Origin of the sequence: Photobacterium sanguinicancri, assembly GCF_024346675.1 — a bacterium.
GTDB classification, from domain to species: domain Bacteria; phylum Pseudomonadota; class Gammaproteobacteria; order Enterobacterales; family Vibrionaceae; genus Photobacterium; species Photobacterium sanguinicancri.
Window position 1 is genome coordinate 1,026,577 of record NZ_AP024851.1, and the last position, 19,566, is coordinate 1,046,142.

Genomic DNA, 19,566 nt, shown 5'->3' on the forward strand with positions numbered 1-19,566 from the left:
GACGATTTATCATCAGCGCTAATTACATTCAATCTGCACACCTGCACACTAAACCATAGCTGTGGCTGTACTATCTCAGTCAAGCTAGATACTCTTCCCCTCTTTCGAGTCATTGTTATCGAAAGGCTGAGCTGATTTATTACCTTTCAGCTGGGCGCTAACATCCATCTTGGACGAAAATTTATCTACCAAATCTATTGGCATTGGGAAAATAATAGTCGAGGTCCGATCATTAGCGATTTCCGTTAAAGTTTGCATGTAGCGAAGCTGTAATGCATTGGGCGATTGATTCAGTACGTTCGCCGCTTCACTCAGCTTAGCCGATGCTTCTAGCTCACCTGTTGCATGAATCACTTTCGCACGACGAGAACGCTCAGCTTCCGCTTGACGGGCTAATGCCCTTACCATGCTGTCATCTAAATCCACATGTTTAATTTCAACATTCGCGATTTTAATTCCCCAGTTATCAGTATGCTGATCAAGGATCCCTTGCAAATCATTGTTTAACTCATCTCGTGCAGATAACAATTCATCAAGTTCATGCTGACCCAATACCGACCGTAACGTAGTTTGGGACAATTGACTGGTCGCCTCTTGGTAATTTTCCACATTATTAATCGCCATTTTGGGGTCAACCACTCGGTAATAAACCACAGCATTTACTTTGACAGAGACGTTATCTCGTGTGATCAAATCTTGCGTCGGTACATCAAGTACGATTGTCCGTAAATCAACCCTCACTATTTGTTGAATCACTGGCACAATAATGATCAAACCAGGGCCTTTAACTTCATAAAACCGCCCCAATAAAAACACCACTGCCCGTTCATATTCTCGCAACACTTTGAACATACTGGCAATCAAAGCCACTACCAGCACAATGATGGTCGCTAACGAATAGGTAAACATGATCTTATTCCTTCTTAGTGCTTTCTACATCAAGCCATAACCCTGAAATACTCGTCACTATCACATGATCTCCCCGCTGATAATGACACCCAGAACGGGCTTGCCAAATTTCGCCATCAACCATCACCTTTCCCTCACCAGGGAAACCACTAATCACGGTTGCAATTTGTCCCTGAAGAAGCTGAACACCCGTAGTGACAGGTCGGCGTCGCACTTTAAGTAGAAGTGCAATAATGACGAAAAAGAATAAAGCAGACACCACAGTTAAGCCCACAATCAAAGGAACCGCTATCTGATACCCGGGCGTTTCCGTGTCCATCAACATGACAGAACCCAACACAAAAGCGACAATCCCGCCTAACCCTAAAATGCCGAAGCTGGGGCTAAAGGTTTCTGCAATCATCAGTGCGATCCCCAGTAATAGCAGCCCTAATCCGGCATAGCTCACAGGTAGTAATTGAAGTGAATACATGGCTAAAATTAGGCATATTCCCCCAAGTACACCAGGTAAACCAACACCGGGGTTATAAAATTCAAGTAACAAACCGTAGATGCCAATAAGCATCAAAATATAAGCGACATTCGGGTTAGTAATTACAGTCAGCAGTTTAAATCGCCAATCTTGCTGGCGTTCGACATAAGCGACATTGGACAATGCCAATTCGACATCTACACCGTTCACAGCAACAATTCGCCCATTTGCTTGAGCGATCAATTGATCAATGTTGGGCGCAATAAAATCAATGACGTTCTGCGTTAGTGCGCTCTCAGCATCTAAGCTAGCCGCCTCTCTGACCGCCTTTTCTGCCCACAGCTCATTACGGCCATGCAATTTAGCCAAGCTTTGAATATACGCGGCGGCATCATTCATCACTTTCTTCTCCATCGCCGTTTTTGCCGCTATTTTTTCGCTATCATTTTCCTTGTTTGATATAGGCTGTTCGGCAGCTGTTTGTTGGTCTGGAGATGATTCAGGGGGATTATCAGGGGGTTGTTCTGGCGATTGCGTTTCTTTTTTAGGTGCAAACGGATTATTCGTTTCATCATCTTTATCACGTTGTGGTCCACCAAGCGACACAGGGGTGGCAGCACCTAAATTAGTACCCGGTGCCATTGATGCAATATGACTTGCAAACAGTATGTATGTACCCGCACTGGCAGCGCGAGAGCCCGCTGGCCCCACCCATGTCGCAATAGGAATTGCCGACGTGGTAATAGCTTTTATGATTTGACGCATGGATGTGTCGAGCCCACCGGGGGTATCCATTTTCAACACAATAAATTTCGCTTGCTGCTCTTGAGCAAGAGTTATTTCTCGAGAAACGTAATCACTAATTGCAGGCCCAATCCCACCTTTAATTTCAATCACCCATACATCATCGGCACGAGCCGTATGAGAAAAACAAAGTAAAACGATCCAAAAACATAGCAACAACCGTTTCATCTGATGCTCCTAATCAGCCACAGGAACAAACACGAAGGGAGAATCTTTGTTCACGATGGAGCCGTTATATCGCCCTTTTTATTCGTATTGTATTTACGCGGCTTCTATTAACCTTATTAGTAGTAAGGATAGACTAGCGCCTAAATCTCGGTATTAACATTCGTCGTTATCGTCTCACTGTTACACCAATCATTGTTCCTAATCACTTTTATACTTACGACATTCAACGGAGGTGACAATGAACGGTGCATATCCACGTTTGGCCACATATCTCATCGCATTAGCAATATTTCCACTTTTAATGGGCTCTATCATTACCTCAGCATATGCCAATACGCAGACTGTTAAAGTAGGTAGCTACGACTGCCCTCCGTTCGTGATTACAGATGAAAATGGCAACTATAGTGGGCTAAGTATATTTCTGTGGCAAAAAATGGCAGAAAGTCTGGATGTGAACTTCGAAATATCAAGCCACGAATTAAAAGAGCTTCTCGATGATGTAAGCACTGGCAATGTCGATATTGCGGTATCCTGCATCTCAATCACCGAAGAGCGAGAGCTCATCCTCGATTTCACGCACTCTTTCTATGAAACATCACTCGCGATAGCCGTAAAAGAACAGGGGCACTTTACAACCCTGCTCAACATCATCACCAATAAAAAACTGTTATTTATATTAGGCGTTGTGTTCGCTGCTGCTGCTTTTGTGGGCGGAATTTATTACATGTTAGAACATAAGGTAAATGACAAACTGTATTCAATGCCATCACGTGCAGCTCGCTTATTAGAAGGGTTCTTATTAGGGTTACTCTTCATTACTAAAGGGCCCTTTAACTATTACGAGTTCAAGACATTAACTGGTCGCTTCATTACCGTATTACTTGCTATTACCACGACGCTGTTTATTGCCAGTATTACCGCAATATTGGCCAGTACTTTTACACTAGGGTTATTAAGTAGTGACATTAAAGGCCCTAATGATTTAGCTAATCTAAAAGTTGGGGCTAAACTGGCTTCAACCTCGTCGATATATTTAACCAATCACAGTATTGTCCATAGGACTTATGAATCAACAGATGAGATGCTCATTGCGTTAGATAGTCGTGAAGTCGATGCTATCGTTGCTGATGATGCCGTATTGAAATATCTCATCAAGAAATTCAAAGAAGAGGGTAACTATACAGACCTGTCTGTTTTACCTTACCAGTTTGAGAAGCAAAACTATGGTTTCGCGATTGGCGATAATAGCCCTTATGAAGAAGCGCTAAATCGTGCGCTACTTAAAGTACGAAAAAGTCCAGAATGGAAACAAGCACTCAATAAATACTTTGCAGAAAGATAAGAACTTCTGAAATAAAAAAATCGGCTAACAAGCCGATTTTTTTTCATTACTAACTGAGTCAAAAATCCAGTTTAACGCCACTTCATTAAACGACTGAACTTTGATGGATGGTACGACCAACAATGATCAAATATATCCATCAATGCAGGGTTACCATATTTAGACAATGTTACGGCGTGAAAACGATTTCGACTCGCTTTCAATTTATCAATCCGACGTAGCATTTCTTCTGGTTGAGACGGCGCTATGAAATCAGACAGCACCACTAAGTCTGCATTTTTGTATTTCTCGCCACACATCAAATCAATAGACTGATCTAACACTGGCGACAAATCTGTCCCACCGTGGAATGAATACGATAAGAAATTTAAAACTTCGGTTAACCCATCTTGTTTAGTGAGCTCGTAAGTAATTTGTTGGGTTGAAAACATGATCACAAAGCAATCACGATCTTCTGCCAATGCAATTTGTGTCAAACCGTAAGCTAATGCTTTAGCGCATTGCTCTGGAAAGCCAGACATAGAGCCAGAGGCATCAATACACACAATGAACGGACCTTTATCTTGCTCGACTTGCTTGCTCTGACGTTTGTACGCTTTTACTTTACGAAGCTTACGCTGCGTGCCCTGAACACGATAATTCATCAAGCGTTTATCAACCAAATGCTTGTAAAACACCACTTCTAATTCAGGGTAAGCCAAAAACATAGTTTCGTTAGGCAGTAACTTCGATAAATCATCACTTTCATGCACACCGACAATGTCATCAGACACATTATCGCTGCACTCTTCAACCAGACGTAAATCTTCTGACCGTACTCTTTCTTTATTTGGGTCGTCGACTTCGTTAGCCATACGGCCCAACTTTTCAGCAATCTCTTTTAAACCGTCGTTACGCTTAAGAAAGCGCGCCACAGATTTCATCGATTCAACATCTGTGCGCGTTAGTTTGGCTTTTGCCATATCCCATAAGCGACCAGCTTTTGTTTCATCACCAGCATCTGTTACCTGCTCCATTTGCTGCATGGTTTCAATGCGTTGGTATAGATCTGACAGTAATTGCTCTTTGTGCTGCTCCAATTCTTCTAACTGAGCTTGCTTAAGCGTATCAATCAAATGCTGATGCCATTGGCTACAAAAGTAAGTTTGAAACATGGGATTATGTTTCGCATGCTCTTTCGTTACGAGTGACTTTGCTTTGAAATAAAACGTAGAGTGCCCTTCGAGCTGCTTCACAATGCCATCAGCTTGACCAATGAAATACTCTTCATCCCACTTAATAGCCTGCTCGTAAAGGGTTATTTCTTGCTTGAAACGGTCCTCAATACTGACTTTAGTAATACGCTGTTGAACCTGACCACGCCATTTGATGATCTGGTTTTTCATGGCCATTTTAATACCAGGGTTCGCTTCTGCCGCCATGATCAATTGTGGGCGCATGAGAAGCTCATGAATAGCAGAATCAACCATTCCGGATTCTGCCATCATCATTGCAAGGTTAATACTTTCAGATACTGGCATAAGTCAGGCTCCTCGTTACATGCATTAAGTATAAATGCTGATTTATGCGAAGTAGTCTGAAAGGTGAGCAATTCGAAATGCACCTTTCTCAACTAGATGTTTCAATTCGGTCACTGAATCTGACGCGGTTGCAATACTATGTTCAATCAATTCAGGCAGTTCCGACTCCACAAAGTTATGCGGCAAAGCACCATGGAAAGAGCTACGTGATTTTTTGATATTATGTTCTGCATCAACCACTTTTTCAGAAGCACGATCCAGTTCTTTCTGCCAACTGGATTTTTGAGTCGCACTAATCCCACGGGAACCAGCAATGCCCACTAACACCGCGCGATTAGCGATATCTTTGATCACTAAACGTAAATTCGCATCAACTTCAAACTGTAATCGACAAAGATTGGTGTTCTTATTTACGAAACCATAGATGTCACATTGGCCAGCTTTGATTTTCTTTTCAAACTCATCGCCATCAACATATACCCAACGACCATCCCCTTTTTCTTGTTCAGACACAGAAGGATTTTGTTGCAGCATCACTAATTTGATCATGCGTGGGTTATGATTCACGGTGTAACGCTTAGCACCAGAGAAGTCGTATTTAAACCACTCTTTACGCATCATCGTTTCACGAGAAAATGACATGCTCAGTGCATCCGCAATTTCTTGATTAACGGTATCTAGAATGGCTTGCGCTTCATTGGCATCAGCTTGTGAGGTTTCTTGGTTAAACGCTTTTTGAGTCGCAAAATCACGAATGATATTACGCACAACATGACGAGATTCAGGGCTATGCCATAAGCAATCTTGCAGTAATAACAGATCAAGCGGGCTAATTGCGCCACGACCATTAAAGAACGCACTCGCTTTTAACAGGCGTACAGACTTTTTCCAGCGGCGGTCAGAAATATACAACTCACTGTCATGAGCACTGCCTTCACCCGATTCAACTTTCTCTTCAATCATGCTTTTTAGCTGATAGATCTTTTCAAAGATAGTTTCATCCAGCACGACATTTTCTAAATGTGTTTGCCACTGCTGATATTCTTCGTCTTTAATCGTTAGGCTCGGATCGACTTCCTGAAGCGTCATTTCGCCCATCAGCATGGCTTTGAAATTTTGCTTTTCTTGAATGCGATTAACGAACACACGTACTAACATGCGATCGTAAAGTGCCTCTAACCCACTGTCTTCATCTGGTAGTTCATTGGATGCCGTGATCAGCAAGCGCATAGGAACAGGCAAAATATCCTGACCATTTTTAAAAGTACGTTCATTCACTACCGTTAGTAGCGTATTTAATATCGCAGGACCGGCTTTCCAGATTTCATCCAAAAAAACCACTTCAGCGGTTGGCAAGTATCCATCTACAAGACGTACATACTTACCGTTGTCTTTTAATTCCTGAATTGAAAGGGGGCCAAACACCTCTTCAGGTGTGGAAAAACGGGTCATCAGGTAATCAAAAAAACGGCTGTTATCGAATGCTTGAATTAAACGCTTGGCAATAAGGCTTTTTGCGATACCTGGCGGACCTAATAAGAAGGCACTTTCTCCAGCCAATGCAGCAAGCAAGCATAGCTTAATGGTTTCTTCTCTTTCATAGACCCCATTGGATAGCGCTTTGATGAGCTTTTGAATACGCTCCGATACCAACGCACCATTAGGTGGTGTTGATTTAGCCATAGTTAACATATTGTCCGACCTCTATTGTTATGTCCTTGTGCCTATACTGCCTGCTGTAATGCACAACAATTCCTAGTCATTTCAAGAATAGACATAAACCACCAAATGTTACAGGGTTGTAAATTGAAATATTTTGTTACATACCTATATACCAAACACGACGTACACAATGTAGCTTGGAATCTATGTTTTCAGTTATGAGAGTTAAATCACAATCGGTATTATTCCCTACATTTGCGTTTCAACAAAAACGTGCTCACTAATAAAGCCTCAAGATATAAAACACTTAGGTGTCAGATTTAACACAAAAACATGCAATATATTCGTGTCAAAAAAGACTCGTATAGCGTTTATCAGTATTATTAATTCGCAGGCTTGTTCCACTTTATTAAGTTTGCGAAGATAGCGTGAGTTTTATAAAGTAAGCCGATGCATATGAACAAAGTCTCTCAACTCCCGACACGTTTAACTGTCGTCGTTTGTATCGGCGTACTGATCTCTGCTTTTGTTCCTTCTAGCGGTATGCTTGAAGTCATGACGTCGATAATGACGTTAGTACTGATTATTATGCTGCTAAGAGAAGATTTTGGCCGTGAAATGAAAGGCTGGCTGATGTTGGCTTTAGGCACATATGCTATTGGTGTCATTGCTGACTTGCTGGATGAAGTACCTGAATTGAATGACCATTGGCTAATAGATAACTCTGATGATGTTTTCATGCATATCGGTGTTTTTCTGATGTGCCTCTGCTTTATTAAAATGCTACAGCAGCGACAGAACTTAATTGCAAACTTAAACGCTCAAATTGAAAAATCCCACCGCTTAGAAGAAGAACTCAGCAAGCATGCATTTCAAGATGATTTAACACAACTAGAAAACCGACGCGCTTTATTTCGTCGTTTCGATGCAATTGCTATTCAACTTCAACGTGGCGTCTTAGCCTATATTGATATTGATAATTTCAAAAAAGTGAATGATCGCTTTGGTCATAAACGTGGGGATGAGTTACTCATTGAAGTTGCTGCTATGCTTAGCGCCACCAGCCCTGAGGGTAGTAATATATACCGTATTGGTGGGGATGAATTTGTCGTATTACTACCAACTGACAATAATGAAGCGACTCATCAATGGGTTGAGCATTTATACCAGTCAACTAAAATGATGCGACAGAGCTTCGATATTGATTTAAGTATAGGTATTGTTCCCTACCATGCTGGCAACCTCTCTGATCCCGATAGTATATTGGCACATGCTGATAAAGAAATGTACAAGACAAAAGCCAGTAAAAATCCAGCAATAGCACAGCATTTGGTGTGAATAAAATGGCATCACGTTATTGCTATAACAAAGTAACCTAACTACAGACAAAGCGAGTTATCGTCGCAATAACAGTTCAAGCTCTTCTTGGGTAATAATTTCGCTTACTTCTAACACTCGTTGTTGGCAATATGCCTGCTTCGATTGTAGATACAACGTCTTTAATTGATCATCATCTAATGCATCAATTTTCGACAATAATTCAGTAAATTCGATACTCTTCATCGTTTCCCCTGCCTATATTCTCAGCAATGCACACAGAGCTACAACACCCTGCCACCCACAAAACTAAATCATCATCACAACATTCATTCCCTTCAGGGATTCACTATCGCTGATAAGTTCCCTTTGAGAATGATACAACACTAACAACAAGTGCTAGTAGTTTCATATATAGCGTGTTGACGCCCAATTGCAACAATGAGCATAATAAAGTGCGGGGTAACTCAATATTCGCTCAACAACTCCATGGATATGAACAAACCTCTCAATTACTAACAATACTCTATGAAGTAAAATCACACATTTGTATATTTTAAACCAAACATGACGACTCAGCCTTTAGTGCTAACGATCACCAGCACACCTATCTCCACACTTTTGGCTACGCCTGCATACTATTCACACCTAGCACGCACTCTATTCAAGTCTTACCGCTTAAAGAATAAGTAAAAATCGAGACCATATTAACTTTCGTCTTCACATAAATGTCATATCTTCGTAATAAGATGTCGCAAATTAATTCAATATGGAGAAAGTCTATGTTCCCACGGGCTACCACTCTGCTAGCACTGTGTGCTGGTTTGGCATTCAACGCACAAGCAGAAACACTTACTGTGTCAGGTTCTACATCAGCAAGTCATATTGTTGAAGTGTTAGCTGAAACATACTCAGCAGAGAATAAGAACAGTCAGATTGCCGTACAAGGGATTGGATCGTCTGCGGGTATCACTGCGGTTAAACAAGATGTTGCAGAGCTAGGAATGAGCTCTCGCTACTTAACGGATGAAGAAATCAGCTCAAAACTTAAAAGCGTGACTTTCGCCCATGATGGTATTGCTCTGGTTGTAAATAAAAACAACCCAGTCAAAAACCTGACGAAAGAACAAGTTTCTCAGATTTATCACGGCGAAATCACCAATTGGCAACAAGTTGGTGGCCCTGAACGAAAAATAGCGGTTGTTAGCCGTGAGAATGCTTCAGGCTCACGCTTCTCTTTTGAAGATTTCATCGGATTAACCAAAGACATAAAAGGTATCCGTGTCTCCGACATTAACCCACAAGCTATTGTTGTAAATACAAATGGCATGGTGAAAAGTTTAGTTTCTGGCAATCCAAATGCTATTGGTTACGTATCGCTTGGTTCGATTGATCAATCAATCAAAGCACTGTCTTTTGAAGGCGTATCGCCAACTATCGACAACCTAGAATCTGGTGAATATGAAATTTCGCGCCCTTTCCTCATGCTTTACAAAGACAAAGTACTGAAAAAAGACAAAAATGCAAAAGCCTTTGTTGATTACATCGTGTCACCTGAAGGTCAGTCTATTATTGATGAAGGTGGCTACCTTGCCTCACAAATTCAATAGTATAAACACGCTTTAGTGGCGGGTTAGCTTAATAAGCTAAATACGGTGCGCTCGTGTAGCAAACACGCAGCGCATCATATTAAATTTATACTCACTTCTCATGAAGAAATAGAGCACTTTGAAGATCCAAATAACCTCAATCTCCTTTAACTACAGGAAATTGTTCATCACTCCCCCATTCCGTCCAAGACCCATCATAAACTGCAATATGATTTCGCCCTGTTTGCTCAGCGCCAAGCGCTAAAATACACGCTGTGATCCCAGAACCACATGTGAAAATATACTGCTGCTCTTGCTTTCCTATTTTATCGAAATGGCTTTTTAGGCGCTCAACAGAGGCTAATTTCCCGTCAAACACTAACTTAGGAAATGGAAGGTTTTTTGCTCGTGGCATATGTCCACTGCGTACACCTTGACGAGGCTCGGCTTGTTTACCTGTAAATCGTTCCAAGGGCCTTGCATCGACAATGGTTACGGCTTCGTTGTCGAGATGATTCACCACATCTTGCGCACTAGCAACCCATTCTGGACGAAAAGTAGCGGTATACTTTGATGATGGGATATCAATGATTGGTTGCTCTGTTTCTATTGCGCCACCAGCCTTTTCCCATGCTGATAACCCACCATCTAATACTGCAACATTTTTATGACCCATTGCTTTAAACATCCACCAAACCCGAGGTGCTGAAAATATTCCGTGGCTATCATAAACAATCAAGACGCTATCATTACAGATCCCAAGCTTTGCAACCTGTTGAGAAAAATACTCTGCTGTTGGCAACATATGAGGCAGCAATGAATCTTGTTCTTTTATCACATTATCGAAATCAAAAAATCTTGATCCTGGAATACGTTTAATTGCCCATTCCAGCTTCGGATTACGATCTGACCCCGGCATAAACCAACTAGCATCAAGTGTAATGATTGAGGGGTGGCTTATATGCTGGGTAAGCCAAGTGGCGGTAACAACTGACGAAGGTATATCCAAAATATGTCCTTTTATCTTTTCACGTTATTAGGCTGAATGTTAATTATAAATTTGGCTACGGTGTCCGTGTTTTAAGATAGCATATCGTATAAATTGCATTATACGGATATATGTTAAGTATCAATAAGGCTGTTGATGAGAATAAAAAATAGAGTCCTAAATGGATTCAAATGCCTAACTTTAGCTACCACAGTCTTCACGAGCCCAATAACTCTTGGCGTAGAAGCCGTAAGTGCGCCCAAAACAAATACATATAGCAGTATTTCGTTCTCTATAGAGAATGACGGCATTGTTCAAACTGATCAAAACTACACCAACGGTATTTTTCTTAACTATAGCTCGGCGGTCACACGACAATTATCAGGTGATGCCCCACTACCTATCTCAACTATCGCAAGTTGGTTGCCTCTCGATAGCAATGCATGGCAAGGTTGGCGCCTTAATCTTGGCCAACAAATGTGGACGCCAAGCGATATCACTTATGAAGAGCCTCAACCAAATGAACGCCCCTATGCTGGCTTGCTATTCTTCGACATAGGAGTCTTTCAATACACAGAAAGTAAAGCTGACAAGTTAACCTTTCGTTTCGGAACCGTAGGGCCAAATTCGTTGGCTGAAAACGCGCAAAAGCTGGTTCACTATTTAACGCCATCGACAGAACCGCAAGGCTGGGAGTATCAAATAGAGAATCAAATCATTGCGAATCTAAACTATGAAGGCCATCGCTTACTTAGCCGTAACCCATCAATAAACGATAAAGCTTGGGAATGGAGTGCTATTGGTCGGATCGATGCTGGTAACTATCGCAGTGAAGCGGCAATTGGCAGTATATTGCGCTGGGGAAACCAACTTTCCGAGTCTTTTGGTTCAGCAGGATTCACACCCAATCAAATTACAGATATTAGCTTGTTGTCTGCTAGCCGTTCAGGCTATTTCTTGTATACCGGTATCGAGGGACGTTACCGCTTTAACGACATTACGATTGAAGGTGATAAACCAGCAGAGGTGTACGATGTTAGCTTACAGCCTTGGCAAGCAACGGCTGTTGCAGGGGCTGTATTATACCGTTCTAATTGGGGGTTCACTTTAAGTATGGCCGCTAAAACGAAAAACTATAAAGAAGATACTCTCGACGTTAATGCGTATGGTGCCTTTAAAGTCTTTTACCGTTATTGATTGTCCCCCAAGCCCCGTACACTTCTTGTGGTCCTATTCATAAATCAAAGCTCTGTCTATTTACAATAGGTAACTATCCTCATTAGACAGAGCTTCGCTTTACACCAAGAACTACGCTACGTTCTGAACGAGTGCTGATATACCTTCGCTGGCAAAGTTATTATCTTTCGCCATATCTGCAATCTCGTCTTCATGATATTTTTTACCATCATATACTACGACAATACTGGTATCACCCGACTGTAAGAAGTGTGTTTCACCATATTCGGTATAACGAGTAGCACCAATACTGATCAATGCTTGTGTTGGGTATTCAGCATACGCTAGCAATTGTGCAATATTTTCTGTAGGACCAACATCTTGCTGATTATTCATGCGGTCAACAATCCAATCAAGCAGGCGTTGATGGAAATAGCTGTAACCAATGACAGGGCTGTCTTCTCCATAGCGGGCAGTTATACCGTCACGCTGATGAAAACTCGCAATACGGTAATCATCTAGCACACCGCCCTCGGTTAAATGGTCAAGATCAAATAACTCAGTAGCGATACCTTTGGTGTCCGCGCCCCAGTTTTTCTTTTCACTGATCTTCTTGGCGTTAGGCTTACGAATAGAGCAGTCGTTATATGCAGCGAACTTTACTGGCTTCAAACCAGTAACTTGTGCTCCGTTATATTCAATATCACACAAAAGAACGACTTCAGGTTCAATTTGTAAATTATCCGCATCATTCGGTGGCACTATCGTATCTGACGACAAAGGATACGCAGCAAGAAAGCCCGCCTTCGCTGAAGGTACATAAAAGGGAAAAATAGCTTTAGGTTGAATAGCTTCTTGTACTTCAACAGCCAAAAAATCCTTCGCTTCACCTGCTTGCTCTAAATGCCCAGCAAAGTTACCTGCTACACCAAACCCAATTACATTTCTAAATGCCATAACTTCAAACCTAACTTCATAATAAGAAATACCTCCCTATAGTAACGAGCAACACAGCCAGATTCGATAGCTAGTCATCGCTAATTTGTTTTCGATCAGTTAACAGCCGCAAGCAACTTATATTCTAATTGGTAATCATTACTATTGGTGATAATCGTCACATTTACTTAACGCCCCATATCTACAGCACAAAAATGCCTGTATATTGCACCCATAGTATAAAAACACCGTACATTAAGGTGACAAATGAAAAAGACAAAAACCATTATCGCAACACTATGTTTGCTGGGTTCCACAGCTACTTTTGCCGGCCAACAAACAGCAGTAAACATTGAACCAGACTCGTCATTACCATCAGTACAACCGCGAGTTATGAATGGCGAAGCAGCCGCTCATGATCTACTACCGTGGCAAGTTATGGTATTTGGCCAAACAACCGGCACCATGTGTGGCGGTTCAATCATCTCAGAGCATTGGATTGTCACAGCAGCACACTGCACATTTAAAATGGATGCTGGTAATAAAGTTATTATGCTGCAAAAAGGTGATTATATCTTTGCAGGCACCACTAACCCGCATCTTTTCGGTGGCTACCTTGATAAAAATAAAGGTACATTGATTGAAGAAGTCATCACTCACCAAGGTTACAACCCCGAAATTCAAGCAACACGGTTTGATAACGACATTGCATTAATTCGTGTAAATGAATCGCTATACGCACGTGGTGGTAAATCAATTCGAATTGCTACCTACAATCAGCCCAATCTTGCAACAGCAGAGCAAACACAAGCCGATCAGCAATTTGCCAATACATACGTCAATGGTCAAGATTCGCAAGCAACGCTTATTGCATCAGGTTGGGGTCACTTAGGTACACAAAACAAAACATCGGATACCCTTCAAGTTGTAAAACTTGCTGGTATTCCTGATAGCCAATGTAATAGCCCTCAATTTAAAACCGATTATTTTGTATGTGCCGATTCTAACCGAGCTTCTGTAAAAAAAGATGTGTGCCGTGGTGATTCAGGTGGCCCTTTGATTTGGCAGAACCCAGCCAATGTCAATGACCCCGATAAAGGTTTACGCCTCGTTGGTGCAACAAGTAATGGTCCATTATGTAGTGCCAAAAATAGTGGGCTAACAGATGGTGATGGCTTATATACTCAAGTGTCTTACTACCGCCAGTGGATTGAAGGAAAAACCGGCCTAGATTTAGACGCGATTCCTATGGCTAACTATAAGTATGACCCTTTCAAGGTGGTGAAAGATGTACCACCGAAGCAACCTAAACAGCCGGATTCAGACTCTAGCGGTGGTGGTGGTTCTGTACCGCTATTGGGCCTAGTTGCCTTAGGCTTATTCGGTTGGTTACGCCGAAATAAATAGCACCTAGCATCGAAAAAAATCCAGCCACTAGGCTGGATTTTTACTTATTCAACTAATTAACAGCAAATTTACTCACGCATAAAACTGCTATTGTAGTGCCTTACATCTGGAACTATGTTGTGTTTGTTGAGCAAGCGATACATAGTCGCACGTGATACGCCTAAGTCCTTCGCTGCTGATGCCACTTGACCACGGTGCGTTTCCAGTACAGCCACCAAAACATCTTTTTCAGCTTCGTCTTTAATATTGCGTAAACTCTGCTTTAGGTTTGCTTTACTCGGTAGATCAAAGTGCTCTGCTCTTACTTCATTACCTTCTGCCAGTAATGCTGCTCGTTTCACTTGATTTATCAGCTCACGCACATTGCCCGGCCAGCTATAACGTAGTAATAGCTGTTTTGAGTCTTCTGAAAAAGTTGATGCCATGGTGCTATATTCTGTAGCAAACTTGGCTAAGAACTTTTCTGCCAACATAAAAATATCCGAACCACGCTCACGCAACGTTGGTACTTTTATATGGAATACATTAAGGCGATAAAACAACTCCTTACTAAACTCACCATTTAACACCGCATTTTCAAGATCAGAACTTGATGAAGCAACAATGCGAATATCGCAGTGGGAATCATCCTCAAGGGTATCGTTCGCGGGTGCTTGTAGGTAGTTCAACAGTTCGTCTTGAAGTTCTTTCGATAACTCTTCAACGTTATCAAGCAAAATGGTACCCGTCGCCCTCAGCTCACCATCATCTTGTAGCTCGGATGTTGAGCTTCTTAAAAATGCCACTTTCTCATCATCCTTTGATAAAGAACCGCAGTTAACGGTAACAAAAGAAGCATTTTTACGTTTAGATAGATCATGAATAGATTTAGCAATCAGCTCTTTACCCGTTCCATTTTCACCTGTTAAAAAGACATTTACATCAGTTGAAGCAACTCTGCGTACCATATCTCTTAACTGTTTAATGGATTTAGATTCACCAAATAAGCCCATATCATGTTGCGATGTAATTTCCACCCAAGAGCTGGCTTCTATCTCCAGCATCCCAAGTTGATGTCCTACTGTTTCAAGTAAGTGGTTACTCGGAATTGGCACTGAAAAATAGTCGACGCAAAAGTTATTAATAAATTGGCATATAGCGTCTGTTTGCAGCTGCTCTTTTTTAATAACAGCGATCCATTTTACATGCTTGGTTTTATTTGCCCTCAAAGCAATGCTATTCAAGCTAAAATCATTATTGCTTAAATCAACAATACAAATACATGGGCTGTACTCATCCAAGATTGAGTCAGCCGTGCGTAGGTCGTAACAACAGTGTGTTTTCCAGCCTGATTGTTCTAAAAGCGCAATCCAAGGTTCATAGTTACATCCAATTGCAACTAAGCGACCATTAAAAGATTTATTTTGACATTGAGCCACCATCGAAGTCACCTTCTATTTCAATGTGCATTTTTTATAATGTATTAAAAATATAGGTGAGAAATGATAAGTTTGCAGGGTATCAGATATAAGAAAGGTCTCAAAGAGTTCAAAAATAACAGATACATAAAATCATTTAAGATAAGTTCATTTCTTTTTCAAGAACTTAATAACATTTATATTATTTAAACAAAGTTCAAAAAGTAATCACAACCAACACCAAATGACAAAAAAACACAACAAAAAAGGTATAGTACCGAGTACTATACCTTCATTTACGATTGAAAGGATTATCTAATAACTATGACTTAATATCGCGTTTTCTAAACGATTTATATTCCCTTGCTCACGTAAGAACCCTTCTACATCTGCTTCAATATTAAGCTCGGTTTGAATGCGAATATTCGCACCATCTACCGTGTTTTGAATAATGTTAGCAATACTTCCATCTTGTAGACTTAACGCTGGACTAACCGTATTTTCACCGGACCCAGAGTTATCATTTTGTACCACTTTTATAGGGTCGGTAATTTGGTCGACGCCAACTGTGGTTAGCACCCCATTATCAATGGTTAAATTTGCAATTTGGGAAGTATAAACCTTGCTGCCATTTAATGCCGTAGAGATGGTTAACCCTATGTTTATCAATGTATTGTTGATTGATATAAAGCCACCTCTGACCGTTGCCATCTCTTGTTCACTCATGCTAACAAGATTATGCTTTTTCTCATCTAAGGATAGGAATCCGATGGAGGCATGGGCCACAAAAGCCACACCACCAATCGCAGATATTATGGATAATCGGGATAACTTTTTCATACTAGCCTCTAATAATCGTTTGCTCCTGGCAACGTAATGCTGAAGGTTGCAAGCGAATCGCGCGATACCGCCTCTGCTGTTGGCGATGCCGCATAAACACTATAATTTTCTTTTTTTATAAAACCATTTCTAGCTACATCAATATGACTCTTAACCAGTAAAACTAACCCTTTGTAATATTCTTCAAACTCTGCAATATCCATAACTACAGTACCTCTTGATGGGTCACCAAGAATAACTTGTTTAGTATTAATGCCTTTTATTACCACAAAGTGCATATATCCATCAAAGTTTATTATTGTAATTGCGGGAATACCGAGTTTCTTTATTTTTTCCAGAGGTAGCTTATAACCGTTAGCTTCTAAGCCTATTGAATTGATATACTTTTTCATGTCTAGCAAAGAAAAACCTTGTTTCTCTATTTTTGCTTTATCGCCATGTTTGAACATAAAATCAAACACTTCACTTTCATTAATTTCAATGTCGTAATGAAATGTCATTAATGAAGCAACTGCAGCTGAACCACAGCTAAAATCATATTGCTGGCGGTGTACATCACCAAACAACTGCTCTTGGTAGCTTTTCACTTTAACGTTATATCCACCTCTACTAGGAAAGTAGTCTAACGCTAAAACAGAAAAACTGGTGGTTATGCCTAATAATATCGCTATCGATTTATTCATAACAACAACACCCAAGATTTACAATACACCGATTGTGCCAATTAAATAATGAAAAGAAGGGCCTATTCCTAGGCCCTTTCTCGATCTTATTGTGAGCCAACCAACGCTGCATTGGTACTTGTTGTTTGTTGTACTAATGAATTATTACCAACGTTTTGACCAGCGATGTTAATACCTGATGCGCCGCCGAACGAATCATTCATTGAGTTCATTTGCTCAACTTTTACGACTGAATCACTACCTTCGCTACTACCACCACGACCACGGTAACCTTTATCACCATGTTCACTACAGCAGGCACCGCCATAAGTTACAGATGCGCCCATCACGTCACCTTCTAACTTACTTTCAGCTAAGTAATGATCAATATCTATATCAATATCAACTGCTTTTGATGCATCCCACTGACTATTGTCATAGTACATATGAGAATTATCACTGTTGTCAGTTTTTACCACGCTCTCATCGTTACCAATATCTGACATATAAAGCAGGTCATTATCTTGGTTTCCACTGTAATTAATTTCTTTTGATTTGCTATATTCTGATGTGTAGGATTTATCTACATCTACATTGCCTGAACCATCAATATCTGCATATTCTGATTTAGATTTGTCGAAATCATAGGTCGCATCTTTATTAAAAGAATCTTGAACTAATACATCAACATTATTTGCATTTTGGGTATTATCTTCATCTGCCAAAGCAAATGGAGATGCCATTACTACTGCTACTACTAGTGCGATATTAGTTTTACGCATGATATTACTCCAAATATGTTGTGTGCATTGTTTTTATTATTTACATCACATCTAAGCGCTGAGTTATTTCAGCTTATTATCTGTAGTCATTAATAAATGACGAAGTAATGTTGTTAGTCCCTGCGAAAGGCGCAACTCAATAAGTGTTGAGAAACGGGCTGGCATAGTCACATACCAGCACATAGATAAACTAACAGGTTACTTCAATGTCAGGTTTACTACGGTAGCATTTTGAATCAATACATTATTGCCCGTATTTTGCACTACACTAAAAATCCCTGACGAATCGGCAAATGAGCCAGAATCAATAACATTATCGCCAGTGGTATTATGGTATGCACTATTACCTGCAACATCGCCGTCCATCTCTGAGTGAGCCTGCATATTGTCAATTTGAATCTCGTAATTAGTTCCGCGAGATTGACCCATTAAGTCATCAGAAATCATGTCAGAGCTTGTTAGAATATCCAACTCATCTGCAACTGCCCCACTTGATAATAAAACAGCAGCAATCAGCGTTAAATATTTCATAACATCCTCCTGAGAGTTACTCTTGTTTACCAGCAACTCTCAGCTTGTTTGTTACCGGCCGAAGTTAAAAATTAACTAGTATAAAATGGCATTTGTACTAGCACTTTGTTGAACCAACGAGTTATTACCCGCATTTTGACCCGCCATGTTAATACCCGATGCGCCAGCAAATGAGTTGTTCATTTCATTTGATTGCGTCACCATAACTTCACTCATACCGCCACCGCCACTACCACCACTGCCATAACGACCACCGCGCTCACCGTAACCACTGTCACAACAACCACCGCCGTACTTCACAGAACTTTGCGCGACAGAACCATCAAGCTCTGCTTTAGAAACAAAGTGATTGGTATCCATATCGATATGCCAATCTTGGCTGTAATCATGGGTACTATTATCTTCCCAGTGCTTACTATTATCGCTGTTATCGGTATAACGATGACTACGATCGTTATCAATGTTGTGCATTAATAGCGCATCGTTGTCTTGGTTATAGCTGTCTTTTACTGTGTAAGAATGATCGACAGTATGTTTCGCATCATAATGTGCGTCATAATTAAATGAATCTTGCACCGACAGATCTTTATCATGTGAAGATGTGTACGTTACTGTTTTATCGTAGTTACCACTGTTATCGACAGTGTAAATTTCATTACCTACATCATTTTTATTTGTGACATCACCAGCTGCTACTGGGCCGCCACCATAACCATCATCATAATCACCACCGCCGCCTTGGTAACCACCATCACTACCACTGTCGTCATATCCACCTTGGTGACCATCCGCTAGAGCTAACGGCGAACTAACAAGTACTGCTACTAATAGTGCGAGATTTGTTTTACGCATGGTATTACTCCAAATATGTTGTCTTGTTATTTTTCTAGTAACTCGCAATGTTTTCTGCGAGATACATTAAATCTAGTCATCACCAAGTTTTGAACTGTATTAATTTTAATAAGTTTATTTTCCTTTAAATAAACAGAAGGTTAACTTCAACTTTATTTTAATAAATTTATTTGAGTTCCACTTTAGTAAATTAATATTAATAGCGAAGCAAA

18 protein-coding genes are annotated in these 19,566 nt (G+C 40.7%); 5 read left to right on the forward strand and 13 right to left on the reverse strand.

The genetic code is table 11. From position 1 onward, the window contains the following. Window positions 1-84 precede the first annotated feature (84 nt). On the reverse strand, window positions 85-909 hold the full coding sequence (locus OCU87_RS21590; protein WP_261858453.1) for a slipin family protein: 825 nt from the start codon (window positions 907-909) through the stop codon (window positions 85-87). Between the two features lie 4 nt (window positions 910-913). After that, the gene (locus OCU87_RS21595) at window positions 914-2,353 is read right to left on the reverse strand and encodes an NfeD family protein (protein ID WP_261858454.1); all 1,440 of its coding nucleotides are present in this window, start codon (window positions 2,351-2,353) and stop codon (window positions 914-916) included. Between the two features lie 238 nt (window positions 2,354-2,591). Here OCU87_RS21595 and OCU87_RS21600 point away from each other — a divergent pair, with 238 nt between their 5' ends. Then, a complete protein-coding gene (locus OCU87_RS21600; protein ID WP_062687678.1) occupies window positions 2,592-3,695 on the forward strand; it encodes a substrate-binding periplasmic protein in 1,104 nt (367 codons plus the stop codon). A gap of 71 nt (window positions 3,696-3,766) precedes the next feature. On the opposite strand, the gene viaA is transcribed toward OCU87_RS21600, so the two are convergent. Further along, window positions 3,767-5,215, reverse strand: a complete 1,449-nt coding sequence (gene viaA, locus OCU87_RS21605; protein WP_261858455.1) for an ATPase RavA stimulator ViaA — start codon at window positions 5,213-5,215, stop codon at window positions 3,767-3,769. 42 nt (window positions 5,216-5,257) lie between these two features. Beyond that, the gene (locus OCU87_RS21610; RefSeq protein WP_261858456.1) at window positions 5,258-6,907 is read right to left on the reverse strand and encodes an ATPase RavA domain-containing protein; all 1,650 of its coding nucleotides are present in this window, start codon (window positions 6,905-6,907) and stop codon (window positions 5,258-5,260) included. Window positions 6,908-7,333: 426 nt separating this feature from the next. Between OCU87_RS21610 and OCU87_RS21615 the strand changes: the two genes are divergently transcribed. Continuing rightward, window positions 7,334-8,215, forward strand: a complete 882-nt coding sequence (locus OCU87_RS21615) for a GGDEF domain-containing protein (RefSeq protein ID WP_261858457.1) — start codon at window positions 7,334-7,336, stop codon at window positions 8,213-8,215. Between the two features lie 57 nt (window positions 8,216-8,272). On the opposite strand, the gene OCU87_RS21620 is transcribed toward OCU87_RS21615, so the two are convergent. Next, window positions 8,273-8,440 (reverse strand): hypothetical protein, encoded by a 168-nt coding sequence (locus tag OCU87_RS21620; RefSeq protein WP_157072505.1) that lies wholly within the window; start codon window positions 8,438-8,440, stop codon window positions 8,273-8,275. Window positions 8,441-8,976: 536 nt separating this feature from the next. On the opposite strand from OCU87_RS21620, the gene OCU87_RS21625 reads away from it, so the two are divergent. After that, complete coding sequence (locus OCU87_RS21625) at window positions 8,977-9,804, forward strand: phosphate ABC transporter substrate-binding protein (RefSeq protein WP_261858458.1); 828 nt, start codon at window positions 8,977-8,979, stop codon at window positions 9,802-9,804. 136 nt (window positions 9,805-9,940) lie between these two features. Here OCU87_RS21625 and OCU87_RS21630 read toward each other — a convergent pair whose 3' ends face one another. Continuing rightward, the gene (locus OCU87_RS21630) at window positions 9,941-10,792 is read right to left on the reverse strand and encodes a sulfurtransferase (protein WP_315972490.1); all 852 of its coding nucleotides are present in this window, start codon (window positions 10,790-10,792) and stop codon (window positions 9,941-9,943) included. 135 nt (window positions 10,793-10,927) lie between these two features. On the opposite strand from OCU87_RS21630, the gene OCU87_RS21635 reads away from it, so the two are divergent. Then, a complete protein-coding gene (locus tag OCU87_RS21635; RefSeq protein ID WP_261858459.1) occupies window positions 10,928-11,968 on the forward strand; it encodes a lipid A deacylase LpxR family protein in 1,041 nt (346 codons plus the stop codon). 111 nt (window positions 11,969-12,079) lie between these two features. Here the strand turns inward: OCU87_RS21635 and OCU87_RS21640 are convergent, their stop codons facing one another. Further along, entirely contained in the window at window positions 12,080-12,904 is an 825-nt protein-coding gene (locus OCU87_RS21640) for a DUF5718 family protein (RefSeq protein ID WP_261858460.1), read from the reverse strand. A 246-nt stretch (window positions 12,905-13,150) separates the two neighbouring features. Between OCU87_RS21640 and OCU87_RS21645 the strand changes: the two genes are divergently transcribed. Continuing rightward, complete coding sequence (locus OCU87_RS21645; protein ID WP_261858461.1) at window positions 13,151-14,290, forward strand: S1 family peptidase; 1,140 nt, start codon at window positions 13,151-13,153, stop codon at window positions 14,288-14,290. Between the two features lie 68 nt (window positions 14,291-14,358). Here OCU87_RS21645 and OCU87_RS21650 read toward each other — a convergent pair whose 3' ends face one another. From OCU87_RS21650 to OCU87_RS21675, 6 genes are all read right to left on the reverse strand, one after another. Then, complete coding sequence (locus OCU87_RS21650) at window positions 14,359-15,711, reverse strand: sigma-54-dependent transcriptional regulator (protein ID WP_062687671.1); 1,353 nt, start codon at window positions 15,709-15,711, stop codon at window positions 14,359-14,361. Between the two features lie 291 nt (window positions 15,712-16,002). Next, the gene (locus tag OCU87_RS21655; protein ID WP_261858462.1) at window positions 16,003-16,527 is read right to left on the reverse strand and encodes a hypothetical protein; all 525 of its coding nucleotides are present in this window, start codon (window positions 16,525-16,527) and stop codon (window positions 16,003-16,005) included. 8 nt (window positions 16,528-16,535) lie between these two features. Further along, complete coding sequence (locus OCU87_RS21660) at window positions 16,536-17,210, reverse strand: C39 family peptidase (protein ID WP_062687670.1); 675 nt, start codon at window positions 17,208-17,210, stop codon at window positions 16,536-16,538. A gap of 86 nt (window positions 17,211-17,296) precedes the next feature. Continuing rightward, window positions 17,297-17,971 (reverse strand): hypothetical protein, encoded by a 675-nt coding sequence (locus tag OCU87_RS21665; RefSeq protein ID WP_062687669.1) that lies wholly within the window; start codon window positions 17,969-17,971, stop codon window positions 17,297-17,299. Window positions 17,972-18,169: 198 nt separating this feature from the next. Further along, entirely contained in the window at window positions 18,170-18,502 is a 333-nt protein-coding gene (locus tag OCU87_RS21670) for a carbon storage regulator (RefSeq protein ID WP_261858463.1), read from the reverse strand. A gap of 75 nt (window positions 18,503-18,577) precedes the next feature. Beyond that, window positions 18,578-19,354 carry a hypothetical protein gene (locus tag OCU87_RS21675; protein WP_062687667.1) on the reverse strand — a complete coding sequence of 259 codons (777 nt, stop codon included), beginning with the start codon at window positions 19,352-19,354 and terminating at the stop codon, window positions 18,578-18,580. Between the last annotated feature and the right edge of the window lie 212 nt (window positions 19,355-19,566).